The sequence below is a fragment of the Streptomyces sp. NPDC059009 genome, assembly GCF_042740175.1.
Classification (GTDB): domain Bacteria; phylum Actinomycetota; class Actinomycetes; order Streptomycetales; family Streptomycetaceae; genus Streptomyces.
In genome coordinates, this window is the sequence record NZ_JBHYJB010000049.1 from 1 (window position 1) to 16,186 (window position 16,186).

16 protein-coding genes are annotated in these 16,186 nt (G+C 71.9%); 7 read left to right on the forward strand and 9 right to left on the reverse strand.

Annotated features, from left to right (window positions below):
- Positions 1–103: 103 nt before the first annotated feature.
- The 4 genes from fxsA to ACFWYM_RS37125 form a co-directional block, all read right to left on the reverse strand.
- Positions 104–676, reverse strand: a complete 573-nt coding sequence (gene fxsA / locus ACFWYM_RS37110; protein ID WP_384847322.1) for an FxsA family membrane protein — start codon at positions 674–676, stop codon at positions 104–106.
- A 79-nt stretch (positions 677–755) separates the two neighbouring features.
- The gene (locus ACFWYM_RS37115; protein ID WP_384847324.1) at positions 756–1,559 is read right to left on the reverse strand and encodes a polyprenol monophosphomannose synthase; all 804 of its coding nucleotides are present in this window, start codon (positions 1,557–1,559) and stop codon (positions 756–758) included.
- 525 nt (positions 1,560–2,084) lie between these two features.
- Complete coding sequence (locus ACFWYM_RS37120) at positions 2,085–3,749, reverse strand: amidohydrolase (protein WP_384847326.1); 1,665 nt, start codon at positions 3,747–3,749, stop codon at positions 2,085–2,087.
- A 67-nt stretch (positions 3,750–3,816) separates the two neighbouring features.
- Positions 3,817–4,257, reverse strand: coding sequence for an Lrp/AsnC family transcriptional regulator (locus ACFWYM_RS37125; protein WP_384847328.1), 441 nt, complete (start codon positions 4,255–4,257; stop codon positions 3,817–3,819).
- Between the two features lie 535 nt (positions 4,258–4,792).
- Here ACFWYM_RS37125 and ACFWYM_RS37130 point away from each other — a divergent pair.
- Complete coding sequence (locus ACFWYM_RS37130) at positions 4,793–5,230, forward strand: hypothetical protein (protein WP_384847330.1); 438 nt, start codon at positions 4,793–4,795, stop codon at positions 5,228–5,230.
- Between the two features lie 28 nt (positions 5,231–5,258).
- On the opposite strand, the gene ACFWYM_RS37135 is transcribed toward ACFWYM_RS37130, so the two are convergent.
- Positions 5,259–6,350 carry a phosphotransferase family protein gene (locus tag ACFWYM_RS37135; protein ID WP_384847332.1) on the reverse strand — a complete coding sequence of 364 codons (1,092 nt, stop codon included), beginning with the start codon at positions 6,348–6,350 and terminating at the stop codon, positions 5,259–5,261.
- A gap of 35 nt (positions 6,351–6,385) precedes the next feature.
- Positions 6,386–7,513 (reverse strand): hypothetical protein, encoded by a 1,128-nt coding sequence (locus ACFWYM_RS37140; RefSeq protein ID WP_384847334.1) that lies wholly within the window; start codon positions 7,511–7,513, stop codon positions 6,386–6,388.
- A 234-nt stretch (positions 7,514–7,747) separates the two neighbouring features.
- Here ACFWYM_RS37140 and ACFWYM_RS37145 point away from each other — a divergent pair, with 234 nt between their 5' ends.
- Complete coding sequence (locus ACFWYM_RS37145) at positions 7,748–8,086, forward strand: hypothetical protein (RefSeq protein WP_384847336.1); 339 nt, start codon at positions 7,748–7,750, stop codon at positions 8,084–8,086.
- Here ACFWYM_RS37145 and ACFWYM_RS37150 read toward each other — a convergent pair.
- Positions 8,049–9,215: an acyl-CoA dehydrogenase family protein gene (locus ACFWYM_RS37150; protein ID WP_384847338.1), complete on the reverse strand. Its 1,167-nt coding sequence runs from the start codon at positions 9,213–9,215 to the stop codon at positions 8,049–8,051. The genes ACFWYM_RS37145 and ACFWYM_RS37150 overlap by 38 nt on opposite strands.
- A 364-nt stretch (positions 9,216–9,579) precedes the next feature.
- Between ACFWYM_RS37150 and ACFWYM_RS37155 the strand changes: the two genes are divergently transcribed.
- Entirely contained in the window at positions 9,580–10,833 is a 1,254-nt protein-coding gene (locus ACFWYM_RS37155) for a glycoside hydrolase family 18 protein (protein WP_384847340.1), read from the forward strand.
- A gap of 156 nt (positions 10,834–10,989) precedes the next feature.
- Here the strand turns inward: ACFWYM_RS37155 and ACFWYM_RS37160 are convergent, their stop codons facing one another.
- Positions 10,990–11,652: a TetR/AcrR family transcriptional regulator gene (locus ACFWYM_RS37160; RefSeq protein ID WP_384847342.1), complete on the reverse strand. Its 663-nt coding sequence runs from the start codon at positions 11,650–11,652 to the stop codon at positions 10,990–10,992.
- Between the two features lie 190 nt (positions 11,653–11,842).
- On the opposite strand from ACFWYM_RS37160, the gene ACFWYM_RS37165 reads away from it, so the two are divergent.
- The 3 genes from ACFWYM_RS37165 to ACFWYM_RS37175 are packed head-to-tail and all read left to right on the forward strand — an operon-like array spanning position 11,843 to position 14,302.
- Positions 11,843–12,394, forward strand: a complete 552-nt coding sequence (locus tag ACFWYM_RS37165) for a DUF6230 family protein (RefSeq protein ID WP_384847512.1) — start codon at positions 11,843–11,845, stop codon at positions 12,392–12,394.
- On the forward strand, positions 12,385–13,350 hold the full coding sequence (locus ACFWYM_RS37170; protein ID WP_384847344.1) for a DUF6114 domain-containing protein: 966 nt from the start codon (positions 12,385–12,387) through the stop codon (positions 13,348–13,350). Before ACFWYM_RS37165 ends, ACFWYM_RS37170 begins: the two co-directional genes overlap by 10 nt.
- Positions 13,351–13,369: 19 nt before the next feature.
- A complete protein-coding gene (locus ACFWYM_RS37175; RefSeq protein WP_384847346.1) occupies positions 13,370–14,302 on the forward strand; it encodes a hypothetical protein in 933 nt (310 codons plus the stop codon).
- Here the strand turns inward: ACFWYM_RS37175 and ACFWYM_RS37180 are convergent.
- Positions 14,280–14,450 (reverse strand): SCO1431 family membrane protein, encoded by a 171-nt coding sequence (locus ACFWYM_RS37180; protein WP_384847348.1) that lies wholly within the window; start codon positions 14,448–14,450, stop codon positions 14,280–14,282. The genes ACFWYM_RS37175 and ACFWYM_RS37180 overlap by 23 nt on opposite strands.
- A 210-nt stretch (positions 14,451–14,660) precedes the next feature.
- On the opposite strand from ACFWYM_RS37180, the gene ACFWYM_RS37185 reads away from it, so the two are divergent.
- Positions 14,661–16,160 carry a M1 family metallopeptidase gene (locus ACFWYM_RS37185; protein ID WP_384847350.1) on the forward strand — a complete coding sequence of 500 codons (1,500 nt, stop codon included), beginning with the start codon at positions 14,661–14,663 and terminating at the stop codon, positions 16,158–16,160.
- Positions 16,161–16,186 lie beyond the last annotated feature (26 nt).

A 16,186-nucleotide genomic window follows, 5' to 3' on the forward strand; every position in this document is an offset into this window, starting at 1 on the left:
GTCCACTGCTGAGCAGTGGACCGGGCCTCGTCATGCCTGCACCGGGCCTCATCTCGCTTGCGCGGCTCCGGGCCGTGCTGCCTGCACGGCCCGGAGCGGGCGCCTAGCGCGGCAGCTGCGGGCCGTCCGGACGGGGCATCGGCGGCTCGTCGTCCCGGATGACCTCGCCCTGGACCACCTTGCCGTCCGGGCGGTGCATACGGGCCTGCTGGAAGGCGTCCCCCAGGCCGCCCGGGGTGGCCTCGCGGACCTTGCGCTCGAAGGTGCGCTCGGCATAGCGGCCGAGGGCCTTCTGGAGCGGCGGGAGCAGCAGCAGGAGCCCCAGGGCGTCGGAGATCAGCCCCGGGAGGATGAGCAGCAGCCCGCCCAGCATCGTGAGCGCGCCGCCGCCCTTGTCGCTCTCGGCGCTCGGCGTGACACCGCTCTGCTGCTGTTGCACCGCCTCGCTGAGCTTGCGGAAGGCACGGCGCCCGGCGCGCTTGATGACGGCCGAGCCGAGCACGAGCCCGGCCACGAGCAGCAGGAAGACCGTCAACCCGCTCGTGGCGCTCGCCACGACCGTGAGCAGCCAGATCTCGAGGACCAGCCACGCGGCGATGCCGAGCGGGAGGTACCTCAGCGGCCCCGAGCGCCGGGGTCGTGCGGTGCGGAGAGGAGGCGGTGCGCCAGTCGTCATGCTCCCAGTGTGCCTGGGCCCGCCTCAGACCGGGATAAGGAGATGATCAAGAAGGGCTGTGAACCGGGCCGTCCCGGCTTCAGGAGGAGGGCTTGCGGCCGAGGGCCTTGCCGACCTTGCCGACGCGCTCCCCCACGCCCCACGCCGTGACCCGCCACAGGGCCTCGACGACGATGTTCTGGCTCATCTTGCTGTCGCCGAGCTCGCGCTCCACGAACGTGATGGGCACCTCGACGACGTGGTAGCCGGCCTTCACCGCGCGACGGGCGAGGTCGACCTGGAAGCAGTAGCCCTGGGACGCGACCTCGTCCAGGCCGAGCCCTTCGAGGGTCTCGCGGCGGAAGGCGCGGAAGCCGCCCGTGACGTCGCGGATCGGCACGTCGAGCAGGAGGCGCGAGTACGTGCTGCCGCCGCGGGAGATGAACTCGCGGTGCTTGGGCCAGTTGACGACCCGTCCGCCCGGCACCCAGCGCGAGCCGAGCACGAGGTCGGCGCCCTTGAGGGCGGTGAGCAGGCGGGGCAGCTCCTCGGGCTGGTGCGAGCCGTCGGCGTCCATCTCGACGAGGACCCCGTAGCCCTTCTCCAGACCCCAGCGGAAGCCCGCCAGGTAGGCGGCGCCGAGCCCTTCCTTGCCCTTGCGGTGCAGTACGTGGATCTGGTCGTCCTCGACGGCCAGTTCGTCGGCGATCTTGCCGGTGCCGTCCGGGCTGTTGTCGTCGGCGACGAGGACGTACGCCTCGGGCACCGCGGCGCGCACGCGGCCGACAATGGACTGGATGTTCTCCGCCTCGTTGTAGGTCGGAATGATCACCAAGACCTTGCCGAGGGAGTCGAACTGTCTCCCCTGGTCCCCTGTTTCCAAGAGCCCGCCGCCGTCGTTCACTACTGCCCCTTCGTTCGTACGCAGGGGACCACCATAGTGGCCGCTTCCTGCAGGGCTGCGGCGGCACGGGGGTTGGGGGTGTCCGACTGTGCTGCGGGTTGGGCCCGGCGCCCTTCGGGCCGACCTGGGACCCGCTGGCTGCGGATCGACCTAGTGCCGTTGTCTACTGAGCGTCCGGGCCCCACCCGGGTCCCACCTTCCCCCGAGCTCCCGAGGAGCAGGGGGGACTCCGATCCCGCTGATACGTTCCCTCGCCTCCGCGGCGCGGGCGCTGGACCTGGCTCCCAGTGGCGGTGCGCCGGTGCGGCACTCCGCCCATGGCCCAGTTGCGTTCGACGTCTGCGTGGAGGTTCACCGGTCGGACGTCCTGTGGTGGACCCGGCCGAACCTACCCGCCGACGGCGGCGGTCTGTCAATAGCCGTTTGACCTGGGCGGTTCTGACGGACCGCCAGGTCAGCGCGGAGGATACGCAGGTCGCGTGCGGCGGCGGCGGGCCCCGATCGGTGCCGCGCCGCCCCGGTACATCACTCGTCCGGCCCCACGAAGACCGTCCGGCCGGCGACCACGGTGCGCAGACAGACGGGCAGTTCGCCGCCGGGCGTCAGGTCGGGCAGGCCGGGGGTGCCGGAGCGCGGGTCGGTGGACCAGCGGGCCACACGGTCGTCGGGGGCCTGGACCACCAGGTCGGAGGTGCGCCACACGGCGTAGTCGGCGGGTGCGCCGGGCACCAGGACGCCCGCGTCGTCCCGGCCGATGGCCCGCCAGCCGCCCCGGGTGTGGGCGGTGAAGGCGGCGCGCACCGAGACCCGGTGCTCGGGCGTCCGGTGGAAGGCGGCCGCGCGGACGGTGCCCCAGGGGTCGAGCGGGGTGACCGGGCTGTCGGAGCCGAAGGCCAGCGGGACGCCGGTGCGCAGCAGGGCCGCGTACGGGTTGAGGGTGCGGGCGCGCTCGGCGCCGAGGCGGTCGGCGTACATGCCGTCCTCGCCGCCCCACAGCGCGTCGAAGGCGGGCTGGACGGAGGCGGTGAGGCCGAGTTCGGCGAAGGCGGCGACCGTCTCGGGGGTGAGCATCTCGGCGTGCTCGACACGGTGCCGGGCGGCGCGGACCCTGGCGAGGCCGACCTGTTCCGCGGCGGCGCGCACGCCCTCCACGACGGCGCTCACGGCCGCGTCCCCGATGGCGTGGAAGCCCGCCTGGAGGCCCGCCTCCGTGCAGGCGGCGACGTGGGAGGCGACGGCCGCCGCGTCCAGGTAGGCGAGGCCGGTGTGCGGCTCGGCCGAATCGGCCGAGTCGGCGTAGGGCTCGTGCAGGCACGCGGTGTGCGAGCCGAGGGCGCCGTCGACGAAGAGGTCCCCGGCGGCGCCGAGCGCGCCCAGCGCACGAATCTTCTCCGCTTCCTTTGCATTCGCGATCTGTTCGCCCCAGTAGCCGACGACGCGCGGGCCGGGCCCGGCGGCGGCGAGGGCGAGCAGGCCGGTGAAGTCGTCCTCGGAGGAGATCTCCGGGCCCGCGCACTCGTGCACCGAGCCGATGCCGAGCGAGGCGGCGTGGCGCAGGGCGGCGCGCTGCGCCTCGGTGCGCTGCCGGGGCGTGACGGCCGCGTGCGCGGCGGCGCGCACCGCGTGGTGGGCGTCGGCGGTCAGCGGGGCGTCGGCGTGGAAGCCGGGGCGGCCCGTGACGCCTGGGACCAGGTCGAGCAGGGCCGTGGTGACGACGGCTGAGTGGACGTCGATGCGGGTGAGGTAGAGCGGGCGGCCGCCGGTGGCCTCGTCGAGCTCCGCGCGCGTGGGCGGTCGGCCGCCGGGCCAGCGGGCGGCGTCCCAGCCGTGCCCGAGCAGGACCCGGTCGTCCGGGCGGGCGGCCGCGAACTCCCGTACGCGCGCGAGCGCTTCGTCGAGGGAGCGGGCCGAGGAGAGGTCGAGGCCGGTCAGGGCGAGACCCGTGGCCGTCGTGTGCACATGTGCGTCCGTGAACGCCGGGGTGACGAGGGCGCCTTCGAGGTCGACGATCTCGTCCGCACCGGCGGCGAAGGCGTCGGCCGCGCCCTCGGAGCCGACCCAGGCGACATGGCCGCGTTCGACGACCATCGCCGTGGCGAAGGGGTCGGCGGGGCTGTGGATGTCGCCGCCGCGCAGCAGCACGGTGCGGTGGTCTTGCCGGTCTTCCCGGGAGGCGGTGGTCTCGCTCATGGGGACCAGTCTCGCCCCTCGGGACGGCGCCCCCGCGCGCGGGGCACCCCGCAGAGCGGGCGGGGCGTCAGATCTGCGGGGGGCGGGCCTCGTACGGCGTGGAGAGCACGACCGTCGTTCGGGTGGAGACGCCGGCGAGGGCGCGCAGCCGGCTGAGCAGGTGCTCCAGCTCCAAGGGCGTGGCGACGCGCACCTTGAGGATGTAGTTCTCGTCGCCCGCGACGCTGTGGCACGCCTCGATCTCGGGGACCCCGGAGAGGCGCTCGGCGATGTCGTCGGGGGCGCTGGGGTCGAACGGCTTCACCGAGATGAAGGCCGTGAGCGGCAGCCCGACCGCCTCGGGGTCGACGACGGCCGCATAGCCGCGGATCACTCCGCGCTGCTCCAGCCGGCGCACCCGCTGGTGCACGGCCGACGTGGACAGGCCCGTGGCCTTGCCCAGGTCGGTGTAGCTCATCCGCCCGTCCTTGACGAGCAGCTGCACGATCTGTCGGTCCAGCTCCTCCATGTGGCGAAACCTACAGGGCCCTTGATCCCCGGGGATACCGGAGTGCCCATCCCGGGCGACCGGATGGGGCCGGATGCGGCTGGATGTGGGCGAACGTCCCGCGCGCGGGGTGCGTCGGTCCCGGCCGGTCGTGACCTCCGACGGCGGGTGCGGGGCGGTGCGCGGGCGGAGCATGAAGGGCGGTGCGGTCCGCCATGGGGGCGGGCGCGCGGATGGGAAGTGACGGTTCATGAGTCGCCTGGTGACGGTCGCCATCGGATCCCTGTTCGTGGGGTGCGTGGGGTTCATCGCGTTCTGCGCGGAGCAGTACGCGGTGACCATGGGAGGTCTGTGAGGCGGGCGGGGGCCGCGGGGCCGCAGCGGCAGGCCGGTCCGCGAGCTCCTGTGCAGGCACCTTCGCTTGGCATGTGACGAACGCCACACGCATCAGGCCGTGTCCGCGGGGAAGCCGCGATTACCTCCGCGACGGGACGGGAAGTGCTTGCTGTGGTCGAGGCCGCAGTGCCTTGTCGGCCCACCCGAGGGGGAGAATCCCATGCAGAACTTGAAGCGCCCCGGTCGGTCTGCCCGCACCAGGCAGCAGTCGCCCGAGACACCCGCACCCGCATCGGAGGGCGTCGATACGGCTCTCGCCGAGCCGGACGCCGACGACACCTTCGAGATGTACCGGGTCATCTGCCCGGACTGCTCCCAGCCCATCGCGCTCCTCGCCGACGAGGACGTCCTGCCGGAGCACGCCCTGTGCCCGACTCCGTGGAACCCGTTCGGGCTCACGGTCTGCACGGGCACCGGCCGCGCGGCCGCCGACGCGCGCCCCGCGGACGACACCCTGGACGTCCAGGAGCAGGACGCCGCCCTCCTGTTGACGCTCCCTCAGGGCCTCGACTGGCGGACCCAGCCGTTCTCGCACGTGGGCGGCCCCGGCTCGGTCCCGATCCAGGTGCCCCGGCAGTCCCGCCGCGCCGCCGCCTGAGCGACCCGGCGGGCCCGCGCGGGCGAACTCACCAGTAGCTGCCCTGCACCATCGCCTCGAGGCTGGCGTGGTGCAGGATCAGCGTGTCCGGGTCCTCGGGCACCGCGGCCTCGCCGAAGTGCACCTGCCGGTAGGCGACCCGCAGCATCACGACGCCGTGCCGCAGCGCCGCGTACAGCGTGTAGAAGTCCATGTGCTGCGGCGTGTGCCCGGTGAGGGACGCATAGCGCTCCTCGATGCGGTCGCGGCGCAGGAAGCCGGGCAGCCCCGGCTGGCCGAAGCTCACGGTCAAGTCCTGGAAGAAGCGGTGCAGATACACGGTCCAGCCGAGGTCGACCTCGCGCGGGGCCAGGGCCGCCATCTCCCAGTCGAGCACGGCGGCGGGGTCGAAGCCGTCGTAGATGACGTTGCCGATGCGGGCGTCGCCCCAGTTGAGCACCGCCGCACCCTCGTCCTCGGGCCACAGCTCCTCGAGGCGCGCGAAGGCGCGCTCGATGAGGGGCGAGCGGGGCAGCTTGTCCACCACCCAGGCGTAGTAGGCGCGTTGGGCCTCGACGTGACGGCGCAGCGGACTGCCGTCGCTCTCAAGAGACAGGAACTCCGCTTCCGCGGGCGGCACTTGGTCGTGCAGGTGCGCGATCAGGCGGACCGAGGCCGCTTCGAGGTGTTCGCGCTCGGCGTCGCTCGCCTCGTACAGCCAATTCCCCTCGTACGTATAGGGCATGACGTCCGGCGGCACGCGGCCCTCGACCCGCTCCATGACGAAGAAGGGCGCCCCGAGCGGCCCGGGGTCCTCCTCCAGCCACAGCACCCTGGGGACCGGCAGGTCGGTGCGGTCGGCGACGAGGCGCATCGTGCGGTACTGCCGCGGCAGGTCGTAGACCGGGAAGATCGTGTACGCGGCCGGGTCGGCGGCGAGCCGCAACGCGCAGGCCCGCACGGGCGGTTCGGGGTGCTCGATGTCGAAGAGCAGCGTCTCGCTGGACATGCCGTTGGACTCGGGCACGGAGACGTTCACCGCCTTCGCGCCCGGCAGGCGGGCGGCGAGCCAGGCGGTCAGGCGCCGGGCCAGCTCCTCGGGGTCGCGGGTGCTGGTGCGCGGGCGGGGTGCTGTGGCCATCGGTGGACTCCTTCCGTACGAACGTCGGGCGAACGTCAGGGCGCGACCGAGTCGAAGCCGGTGAAGCCGCTGGGGTCGTGGCGGCCGAAGCTGCCGTGTTCGAAGATCCCGTATCCCGTCTGCCCGTTGAGAGTGAAGCGGGAGGCGTGGTCGATGACTCCGTAGGCGGCCAGCGGGTGGGCCGAGGGGTCCGAGAGGTCGTAGGTGCGGCGGTCGGTCCAGTCGCGGCCGCGCCAGGTGCCGTGCTGCCAGTCGTCGGCGGGCGGGTATCCGGCGCCCACGGCGAGCGGCAGGGAGGCGAGGACCTCGACGCCGAGCTCCAGGGGCTTGCGGTCCTCGGGGTCGGTGAGGTGGATGACGGCGCGCTCGGGGTGGCGGGTGCCGGAGCGGTAGCCGATGTCGGCCTGGGGCCAGCCGAGTTGGCGGTCGGGGTGGCCGGGGCGCACCAGGGTCGCGTCGTTGAGGGTGCGGTAGCCGTCGGCGTCCTCCTGGGCGATGACCATGAGGAAGCGGTCCTCGAAGCGGACCGGGCACCAGATCCAGTGGAAGCCCTCGGTGGCGAACTCCTCCTCCAGACGCCCGCGTTCCTCGCCCGGGATGGGCCGCACGCCCCAGCTCCGGTCGCGGGTGCCGGTCCACTCCCCCGCGCGCACCGGTATCTCCTCGCCCCCGGCGCGGATCACCCCGGAGCAGCCGCCCGCCTGGACGAAGCGGCGCCCTTCGAGGCTGAGCCGGTCGCCGCGGCGCTGGATGTGGTGGGGCTCCCAGAGGGCCGGGAAGTCGGCGGTCCACGTGACGTCGTACGAGAAGGAGGCGGCGTCCTCGGGGTCGGCGGCGCAGGTGAGGCGGATGCGGCGCAGGGGCTCCTCGACGGTGATGGCCAGGGGGCCCACGGAGAGGTGCATGCGGTCGTCGCCGAGGGCGTCGGAGGCCCGTACGGCGTGGAGCGTGTCGCCGATGCGCAGGGTGGCGTAGGCGTCGATCACCCCGGCGTTGGGGTAAACGCCGAGGCCGAGGATGAGCAGGGCCCGGCCCTCGTGGTCGAAGAGGTGGAAGATGCACCGGTCGTAGGCGTTGCGGTCGCCGGTCGCGACGTGCTTCATGGAGAGCGGCACCTGGTGCACGGGGTACTCGTCGAGCGGGACGGGGCGGTCCTGAGCCACGGCAAACCTCCCTGGCAGTAAGGCAGTTGGGGGCGGCACGGTGGGCCGCCCCCGGCGAGAAGTTGACGGTACGTCAGCTCTCGGCAGGGGGCCATACACGTGTCACGCCGCATTGGCAGGGGCGGGCCTTCGGGCCGGGCCCCGGGCCGTGGCGGCCTCGGACGAGCATGCCGTGAACTGACGCTCGAATCCGGTCGGCGGTGACTTGGGCACCGGGCCGCGCGTTGGCTCGGCATGACCCAGACGCATATCCCCACCGGCCGTCGGCGCCGCGCCCTCCTCACGACGACGGCGGTGGCTCCGAGCTCCGCAGAATCGGTTCCGCAGCCGCCTCCCGCCGCGCACCCCCGCACACATCCGCAGGACCGCACACATCCGCAGGACCGTGCCCACCCACAGGACCGTGCCCACCCGCAGGACCCGCCGATCTACCGCGCCCTGCTCCGCCACTGGGCCGACCGCGGCCGGACCCTGCCCGGGCGCCACGACCCGGAATGGGTCCGGCTCGCGGCGCCGACGGTCAGGGTCGGGCAGTTCAGCGCGATTCCGGACCGGCGAGGTGACGGGCGATGACCATGCGCTGGATCTGATTGGTGCCCTCGACGATCTGGAGCACCTTGGCCTCGCGCATGTACCGCTCGACGGGGAAGTCGACGGTGTAGCCGTAGCCGCCGAGCACCTGCACGGCGTCCGTGGTGACCTTCATGGCGAGGTCCGTGCAGAACAGCTTGGCCATGGCCGCCTGCCGGGAGAAGGGGCGGCCGTTGTCGCGCAGCCGGGCGGCGGCCAGGTAGAGCGCGCGGCCCGCCTCGATCTGGGTCGCCATGTCGGCGAGCATGAAGCGCAGCCCCTGGAAGTCGGCGATCGGGCGCCCGAACTGCTCGCGCCCGGTGGCATAGGAGAGCGCCTCGTCGAGCGCCGCCTGGGCGATGCCGATGGCGCAGGCCGCGATGCCCAGCCGGCCGGAGTCGAGCGCGGACAGGGCGATGGCGAAGCCCTGGCCCTCGTCGCCGATGCGGCGGGCGTCGGGGACGCGGACGCCGTCGAAGTGGAGCTGGGCGGTGGGCGAGCCCTTCATGCCCATCTTCTTCTCGGGCGCCGCCGGGGTCAGGCCCGCCGCGTCGCCGGGCACGAGGAACGCGGTGACACCGTGGGCACCCTCGCCGCCGGTGCGGGCGAGGACGGTGTAGAAGTCGGCGACGCCGCCGTGGGTGATCCACGCCTTCGTCCCCGTGATGACCCAGTCCTCGCCGTCGCGCACGGCCTTGGTGCGCAGCGAGGCGGCGTCGGAGCCGGCGGCGGGTTCGGAGAGGCAGTAGGCGCCGAGGAGTCCGCCGCCGAGCATGGCGGGGAGGTGTTCGGCCCGCTGCTCCTTGGTGCCGTAGTTGGCGAGCGCGTGGCAGGCGAGGGAGTGGACGCTGACGCCGAGGCCGACGGTCAGCCGCGCCGCGGCGAGCTCCTCCAGGACCTGGAGGTAGACCTCGTACGGCTGGTCGCCGCCGCCGAACGCGGAGTCGTAGGGCAGTCCGAGCAGTCCGGTCTCGGAGAGCATGGTGAAGACCTCGCGCGGGAAGCGGCCTTCGTACTCCTCGTCGGACGCCTGGGGAGCGATCTCCCGCTGGACGAGTTCACGGACGAGCGCGAACAGGTCCCGGGCCTCGTCCGTGGGCAGTTGACGGTCCACTGGGGTGCGCTCGCTCATCTCGGCGCTCTCCTCCCTGTCAGGCTCTGCGGTCGCGCTCGGGGTGGGGCGCCGCCGCCGGGTCTCACTGCTCAGCCGATGCTGCCCTCCCGGGTCACGGAAGCGGCTGACCAGCGGCTGTGGCGCGTCGAGTATCTCCGATCCGGGGCCTCGCGTCACTAGTTAACGACCGCTTACTCAAACATTCACACGCGCCTGTTTCGACGCCGGGATTCCGGGTCGGGAATTGGTACGAACCATTGACGCACTGGTCTAGTCCTCCTACAGTCCAGCGCAGCGCCTTTTCGCGTTCATGCCAAGGCGTGCTCCAGGTCAACAGCAGCACTTCCCCCCCCTCGCTCGCCTCCCCCCACGAGGAGACACGATGCTCAGACCGCACCTCCCCCGCACCGCCCGTTCCCGGGCGCTCGTGGCCACCACCTGTTGCGCCGTACTCGGCGCCGGGCTGCTCGCCGGGGCGGGCACCGCGTCCGCCGGACAGAGCTCCGCCCAGGGCAAGGACGCCAAGGCCGCCGCCGGTTCGAAGGTGGTCGGCTACTTCACCGAATGGGGCGTCTACGACCGGAACTACCACGTCAAGAACGTCGAGACGTCCGGCTCCGCCGACAAGCTCACGCACATCAACTACGCCTTCGGCAACGTCCAGGGCGGCAAGTGCACGATGGGCGACTCCTACGCGGCGACCGACAAGGCGTACACCGCCGACCAGTCCGTGGACGGCGTCGCCGACACCTGGGACCAGGAGCTGCGCGGCAACTTCAACCAGCTGCGCAAGCTGAAGAAGAAGCACCCGAACCTCAAGGTGCTCTGGTCGTTCGGCGGCTGGACCTGGTCCGGCGGCTTCACCGAGGCCGCGAAGAACCCGGCGGCCTTCGCGCAGTCCTGCTACGACCTGGTCGAGAACTCCAAGTGGGCCGATGTCTTCGACGGCATCGACATCGACTGGGAGTACCCCAACGCCTGCGGCCTGACCTGCGACACGAGCGGGCGCGCGGCGTACAAGGACCTGATGGGCGCGGTGCGTTCGAAGTTCGGCTCCGACGCGCTCGTCACCTCGGCGATCCCCGCCGACGCGGAGGACGGCGGCAAGATCGACGCCGCCGACTACGCGGGGGCCGCGCAGTACGTCGACTGGTACAACCCCATGACGTACGACTACTTCGGCGCCTGGGACGCAAAGGGCCCGACCGCCCCGCACTCGCCGCTGACCTCGTACAACGGCATCCCGAAGGCGTCGTGGAACTCCGAGTCCACCATCAAGAAGCTCCAGGGGCTCGGCGTTCCCTCGTCGAAGCTGCTGCTCGGCATCGGCTTCTACGGGCGCGGCTGGACCGGCGTCACGCAGAAGGAGCCGGGCGGCACCGCGACCGGGCCCGCGGCGGGCAAGTACGAGCAGGGCATCGACGACTACAAGGAACTGAAGACCAAGTGCCCGGCCAACGGCACGGTCGGCGGGACCGCGTACGCGTTCTGCGGGAACAACTGGTGGAGCTACGACACCCCGGAGACCATCGCCGGAAAGATGAACTACAAGAACCAGGCGGGCCTCGGCGGCACCTTCTTCTGGGAGCTCAGTGGAGACACCTCGAACGGCGAGCTGATCAAGGCCATCAACTGATCATGGCCACCGACTGATCAAGGCTGTCGGCCGATCGAGGCTGTCGGCCGATCAACCAGCGGACTCCGTACGGGACTTCACCCGACCGAGCGGATGCCCGTACGGGAGATGGAGGGGCGGGAACCGGGGTCCGGTTCCCGCCCCTTCCGGCTGTCGTCAGACGTCGTCGCGCGGCGGCGACGGGTAGTCCGGTTCGAATTCCTCGATGACGTTCAGGGTGTCGCGCAGGGTGCGGACCAGGAGGTCGCGGACCGTGTCGCGGGTCAGGGCGGGGGTCTCGACCCAGTCGAGGGTGACGCCCTCGACGCTGCACAGCCAGCCGAGCAGGGCGGTGCGGGCGAGCGGGGGGATCTCCGTACGGCCGTACGCGCCTTCGGCGATCGCGCCGATCAGGGCCTCGCGCACCCCGTCGCGTATGGCGTGCACCTCGGTGTCGAAGCCGACGCCGCCGGTGACGATGGCGCGGTAGGCCGCCTGGTTGTGCTCGGCGTAGCGCAGATAGCCGTCGATGGTGCGGTGCACCCGCTCGGTGCGCGGGAGTTCGGTGTCGCTGCTCGCGCGCGAGATGAGCTCGCTGACGGACTCCTCGATGATCGCCAGGTAGTAGCCGCGCTTGGACTTGAAGTAGTAGTAGATCAACCCCTTGGCGACGCGCGCCTGTTTGGCGATGTCGTCCATCGACAGGGCGTCGTAGGACGTGTCGGCGAACAACTTCCGGCCAATGGTGATGAGTTCGGCCCGGCGCGCGACCGATCGGTCGGTGCCGCGGGCTTGGTGGCGGCGCTTCGGATCCGCGTCGCGCTGTTGACTATTATTCAATATCGGCCCTAGTCTCCAACTGCCTCGGGATGCCCGCAGTATGGCAGACGTCACGACCCCGGCAGGCGCTCCCGCAGGCGCTGACGCACTCCCCTTACGCACGTGGACGACGTACGGGAGGAAGACCGTGAGCGCAGACCGGAAGCCCCTTCGCGAGGGCAGAACCAACTGGAAGAAGACGGCCGTCGTCATGCTGCCCGCCGTGCTCGCGGTGGGCGCGATGGCATCGGTGATGGCCGAGGGCGCGCTCGCCGCGTCCTTCGCCGTCTCGGGCACCAGTTTCCAGGTGTCCTCCGGGAAGTTGACGAGCCAGGGCCTGGCCTCGTACGTGCAGACGGACCGGTCCGTCGACGGCAAGGGCCACCCCGTGGCGCTGCTCGGCATCGGGGATGCCAAGCTCAGCGACATCTGCCAGGCCGCCGAGGTCAAGACCCCGGTGGGCACCGTGGTGTTCAAGCTGACGGCGGGCGGCGACGCGGGCAATGTGACCGCGAGCAACCTCATCATCGACGGCGAGGACCTGGTGGGCGACGCCCGCTTCGGCACCGCGCAGATCGGCCGGGACGCCTCCACGCTCGACGAGGTGGACGGGGTCAAGGGCGAGCGCGGCAAGTTCGGGCTGCAGGCCGGGGACATCGAGGTGGCCAAGGTCCGCTCGCACGCCTGGTCGGCGACGGGCGGGAACTTCCGGCTCAAGGGCATGAAGCTCGACGTCAGCATCGGCGGCAAGAAGTGCTTCTGAGCGGGCCCGGCGCACCCCGCGCGGGCTGGCTCGACGAGCGGCTGCCGCTGCGGGACCTGCGCCGGGGGTTACGCAGATGGCGGCGCACCCGGCCCTTCTGGGGCGGGCTGCTGCTGATCCTCGGCGGCGTCGAGCTGCTCGCCGTGCCGCTGTCGCCGGTGACCGTCCTGGTCAGCCTGGGGCTCGGCGGGATCGCGGCGATCGGCATCGGGCTCGCCCTGATCGCGGCCGGCGGCTTTCTCTGGCTGCTGCCGCACACCCGCCACTATGTGAGCATCAACGCGCTGATCCTGTCGGTGCTCTCGTTCGCCGCGACCAATCTCGGCGGCTTCCTGGTGGGCATGCTGCTCGGCATCGCGGGCAGCGCCATGGGGTTCGGCTGGACCCCGGTGCCGGAGGAGTCCGAGGAGGAGGCGCGGCGGCCCAAGGTGCGCGACGGGCAGGGCACCCGGACCCTCGGGGTGCTGCTTCCGGTGGTGCTCGCCGGGGCGGTGCTGTGGGGAGCGGCCCCGGCGAAGGCGGCGCCCACGGCCGCGGCGGGCGAGATCGTCGCGCCGCGGGTGCCGCCGACCGTCACCACGACGCTGTTCTCGCCGAAGGGCTTCCTCCTCGCGGGGGTGCGCGACATCCCCACCGCCGACGGCCCGTTGAAGGTGATGGTGCTGCGCATGGACGCCGCGTCGCTCACCGACTACCGGCTGAAGACCCGGGACGGCTCGCGCGAACTCTCCCTGGGCGCCGACACGTTGGACCTCAGCGGCAAGGTGACGCTCTACCTCACGAAGTTCAAGGGCTGCCTGGAGGGCGTGCTCTGTCTGACGTTCACGCCGGACAAGCTGCCGGTGCCGCCGGTGGTGCCGCCGTTCGTCTTCATGACGGACGTCAGCGCCGAACAGGCCCTGGTCACCTCGGACTTGATCGTCGCGGGCGGGCTCACGCTGGGGGCGCACCCATGACCGGACCGCAGGAGGCACGGTGATCGAGATCCAGGCCGCCCTCTTCTGGGCGTACGGGGCCGGGGCGACCTTCGCGGTCGCGGCGGGGCGCCAGCTCCAGGTGTGGGAGCGGATCAACGCCGGGGAGGGGCCGCGCACCCGCAGCCGGGCCGCCAACCCGTATCTGGCGCTCACCGTGCTCTTCGCGGCGGTCCTGATGGTGCCCACGGGGCTCTTCCTGCTGTGGCAGAACCCGTCGTGGGCGACCATGCACGTCGCCGCGGATCATGAGGGTGTCTGGGCGGGGTTCGTGCTGTTCTACGCGGGCGGGATCCCGGTCGCGGCGATCCTCGGGTTCCTGGCGGCGCAGACCCTGGTCCTGGTGGGGGCCGGGTACTGGGCGTACCTGCAGTGCGTGGGCGGGTACTTCCTGCTGTTCGGGACGTTGATCCACGGCTGGGACGGCAGCGGCTACGAGCGGTTCCTGTCGCCGGGTGCGAGGGACTTCGCGCACTGGAAGCAGGACAGCGTGGTCAACCACGTCCTGGACTTCCTGACGTCCGGGACGTTCCTGGCGCTGCTGCTGTTCGGCGCCGCCGTGATCGGCACGATGCTGATGACCGAGATCGGCTGGCTCATGGAGGGCTGGTCGCTGCCGGGCGCCGACGAGGACCGGAAGGTGCCGAAGTTCATCGGGATCGCCATCGCGGCGGCGGGGGTGTACGGCCTGCCGTTCCTGGGGGCGCTGGTGGCGAGCGTCCTGGTGCGGCTCGTCGGCGGCTGGATCGGGCTGCCGCTGTTCGCGGTCCTGGCCGGGGTGACGCTGCTGCACCGCCGCTCGCCGGTGCGCTGGCTGTACGGGCTCGTGGGGGTGCCCGACCGGCACTGGCGGGTGGGGCTCGACGCCGGTGACGGGGACGGCGGCGGAGACGGCGGCTATGAGAGCCAGGTCACAGCAGACCGGTCTGCGTGACGAACATCGCGACGACGACGACCAGGGTCCAGCCCATCAGGTGCTCGAGCAGGCGCGGGCCGGTGTCCTTGGGGCCGCCGGTGCGGGTGCGGGCCCGGGGGACGGCGGAGGCGGTGGCGGACGGCGCGGGGGCAGGGGTCGCGGTCATGGCTTCTCGCTGACGTTCGTAAGGCTTCGCGCGGTGGCGCGGCGGTGCGCACGGCGCTGGACTCTCCCCCGCCACTCCCCCGCGGCCCCTCCACCTTGCCACCCGAACCGGCCGTCGCGGGAGAGACCTTGGTCACCCACAACTCGGACGGAATGCTGTGCGTCTAACTACGACGAACGTCCGCGCAGCATCCGTACCGAAAGGTTTCCGATGAGCACGTACGGCATATCCCGCCGCAGAACACGGCTCGCCCTCGCGGCGGCGATCACCGTGGCGGCGGCCCTCACCGGACCGGTCTCGCACGCAGCACCGTCCGGCCCCACCACCGAGGACGGCGGAAAGCCGGCACCCGGCGCCCCCGGCCTCGGCGACCCGATGTTCCCGCTCGACGGGAACGGCGGCTACAAGGTGGACCGCTACACCCTGGACTTCGACTGGCAGGCGCCGAAGACGCCCTTCGAGGCGACCACCACGATCCGGGCGACCGCCACCCAGTCCCTGTCCCGCTTCAACCTCGACTTCGCGGGCAACACCCTGCACCAGGTGACGGTGAACGGCGCCGCCGCGGCCACGTCGCGCGCCGGTGACGAGCTGACCGTCACCCCCAAGTCACCGCTGCCCAAGGGCAGTTCCTTCTCGGTCAAGGTCACCTACACCGCCGACCCGACCCAGACCCGGCACCGCGACGACGCCATCGAGGACTACGGCTGGATACCCACGCCCGACGGCACGGTGGTCTATCCGCAGCCCAACGGCGCCAAGTTGATCTTCCCGGCCAATGACCACCCGAGCCAGCGCGCCCCGATCACCTTCCGCATCACCACCCCCAAGGGCCTCACGGCCGTGGCCAACGGCAAGCTGACCGACCGCACCGACCGCCCCGGCGACCGGGTCCGCTGGACCTACGACTCCGAACAGCCGCTCTCCACCCAGCTGGTCCAGCTCGCGGTCGGCAAGTTCCAGTTCGTCGACGGCAAGGGCCCCGGCGGGCTGCCGCTGCGCGACGTCGTCCCGGACAACCTGGTCGAGCCCACGGCCGCCTACCGCAAGCTCACCCCCGACCACCTCTCCTGGCTCGAACAGCGGCTCGGGCCCTACCCGTTCAACCGGTACGGCCTGCTGGTCGGCGACACCGACCTCGGCGTGGCCCTGGAGACCCAGACGCTCTCGCTCATCCCGAAGGCCGACCTGCTCGGCACCCAGGTCGACGCCGAGCGGAACATGGTGCACGAGCTGACCCACCAGTGGTTCGGCGACAGCGTCGCCCTGAAGTCGTGGTCGGACCTGTGGCTGAGCGAGGGCCACGCCCGGTTCTACGAGCGGCTCTACTCGGAGGCGCACGGCGGCGACAGCTTCGAGACCGCGATGAAGACCGCGTACAAGAACCACGACATCTGGCGCCGCGACTACGGCGCCCCCGCCGAGCCCACCGAGCCGAACCTCTTCAAGCGGATGCGGTACGACGGCTCGGCCCTGGTCCTGTACGCGCTGCGCGAGCAGGTCGGCGACGCCACGTTCCAGAAGATCGAGCGGGCCTGGGTGACCGGCCTCAAGGGCAGGTCGGCGAGCACGCAGCAGTACATCGACCTGGCGTCGAAGATCGCGGGCGAGGACCTCGAAGGGTTCCTGCGCCCCTGGCTGTACGGCGCGAAGACGCCGCCGATGCCGGGCCACCCCGACTGGGTGGTGGACCCGGTACCGGCCGGCTGATCGGGCGGGCGAGGGTCCAGGGGCGG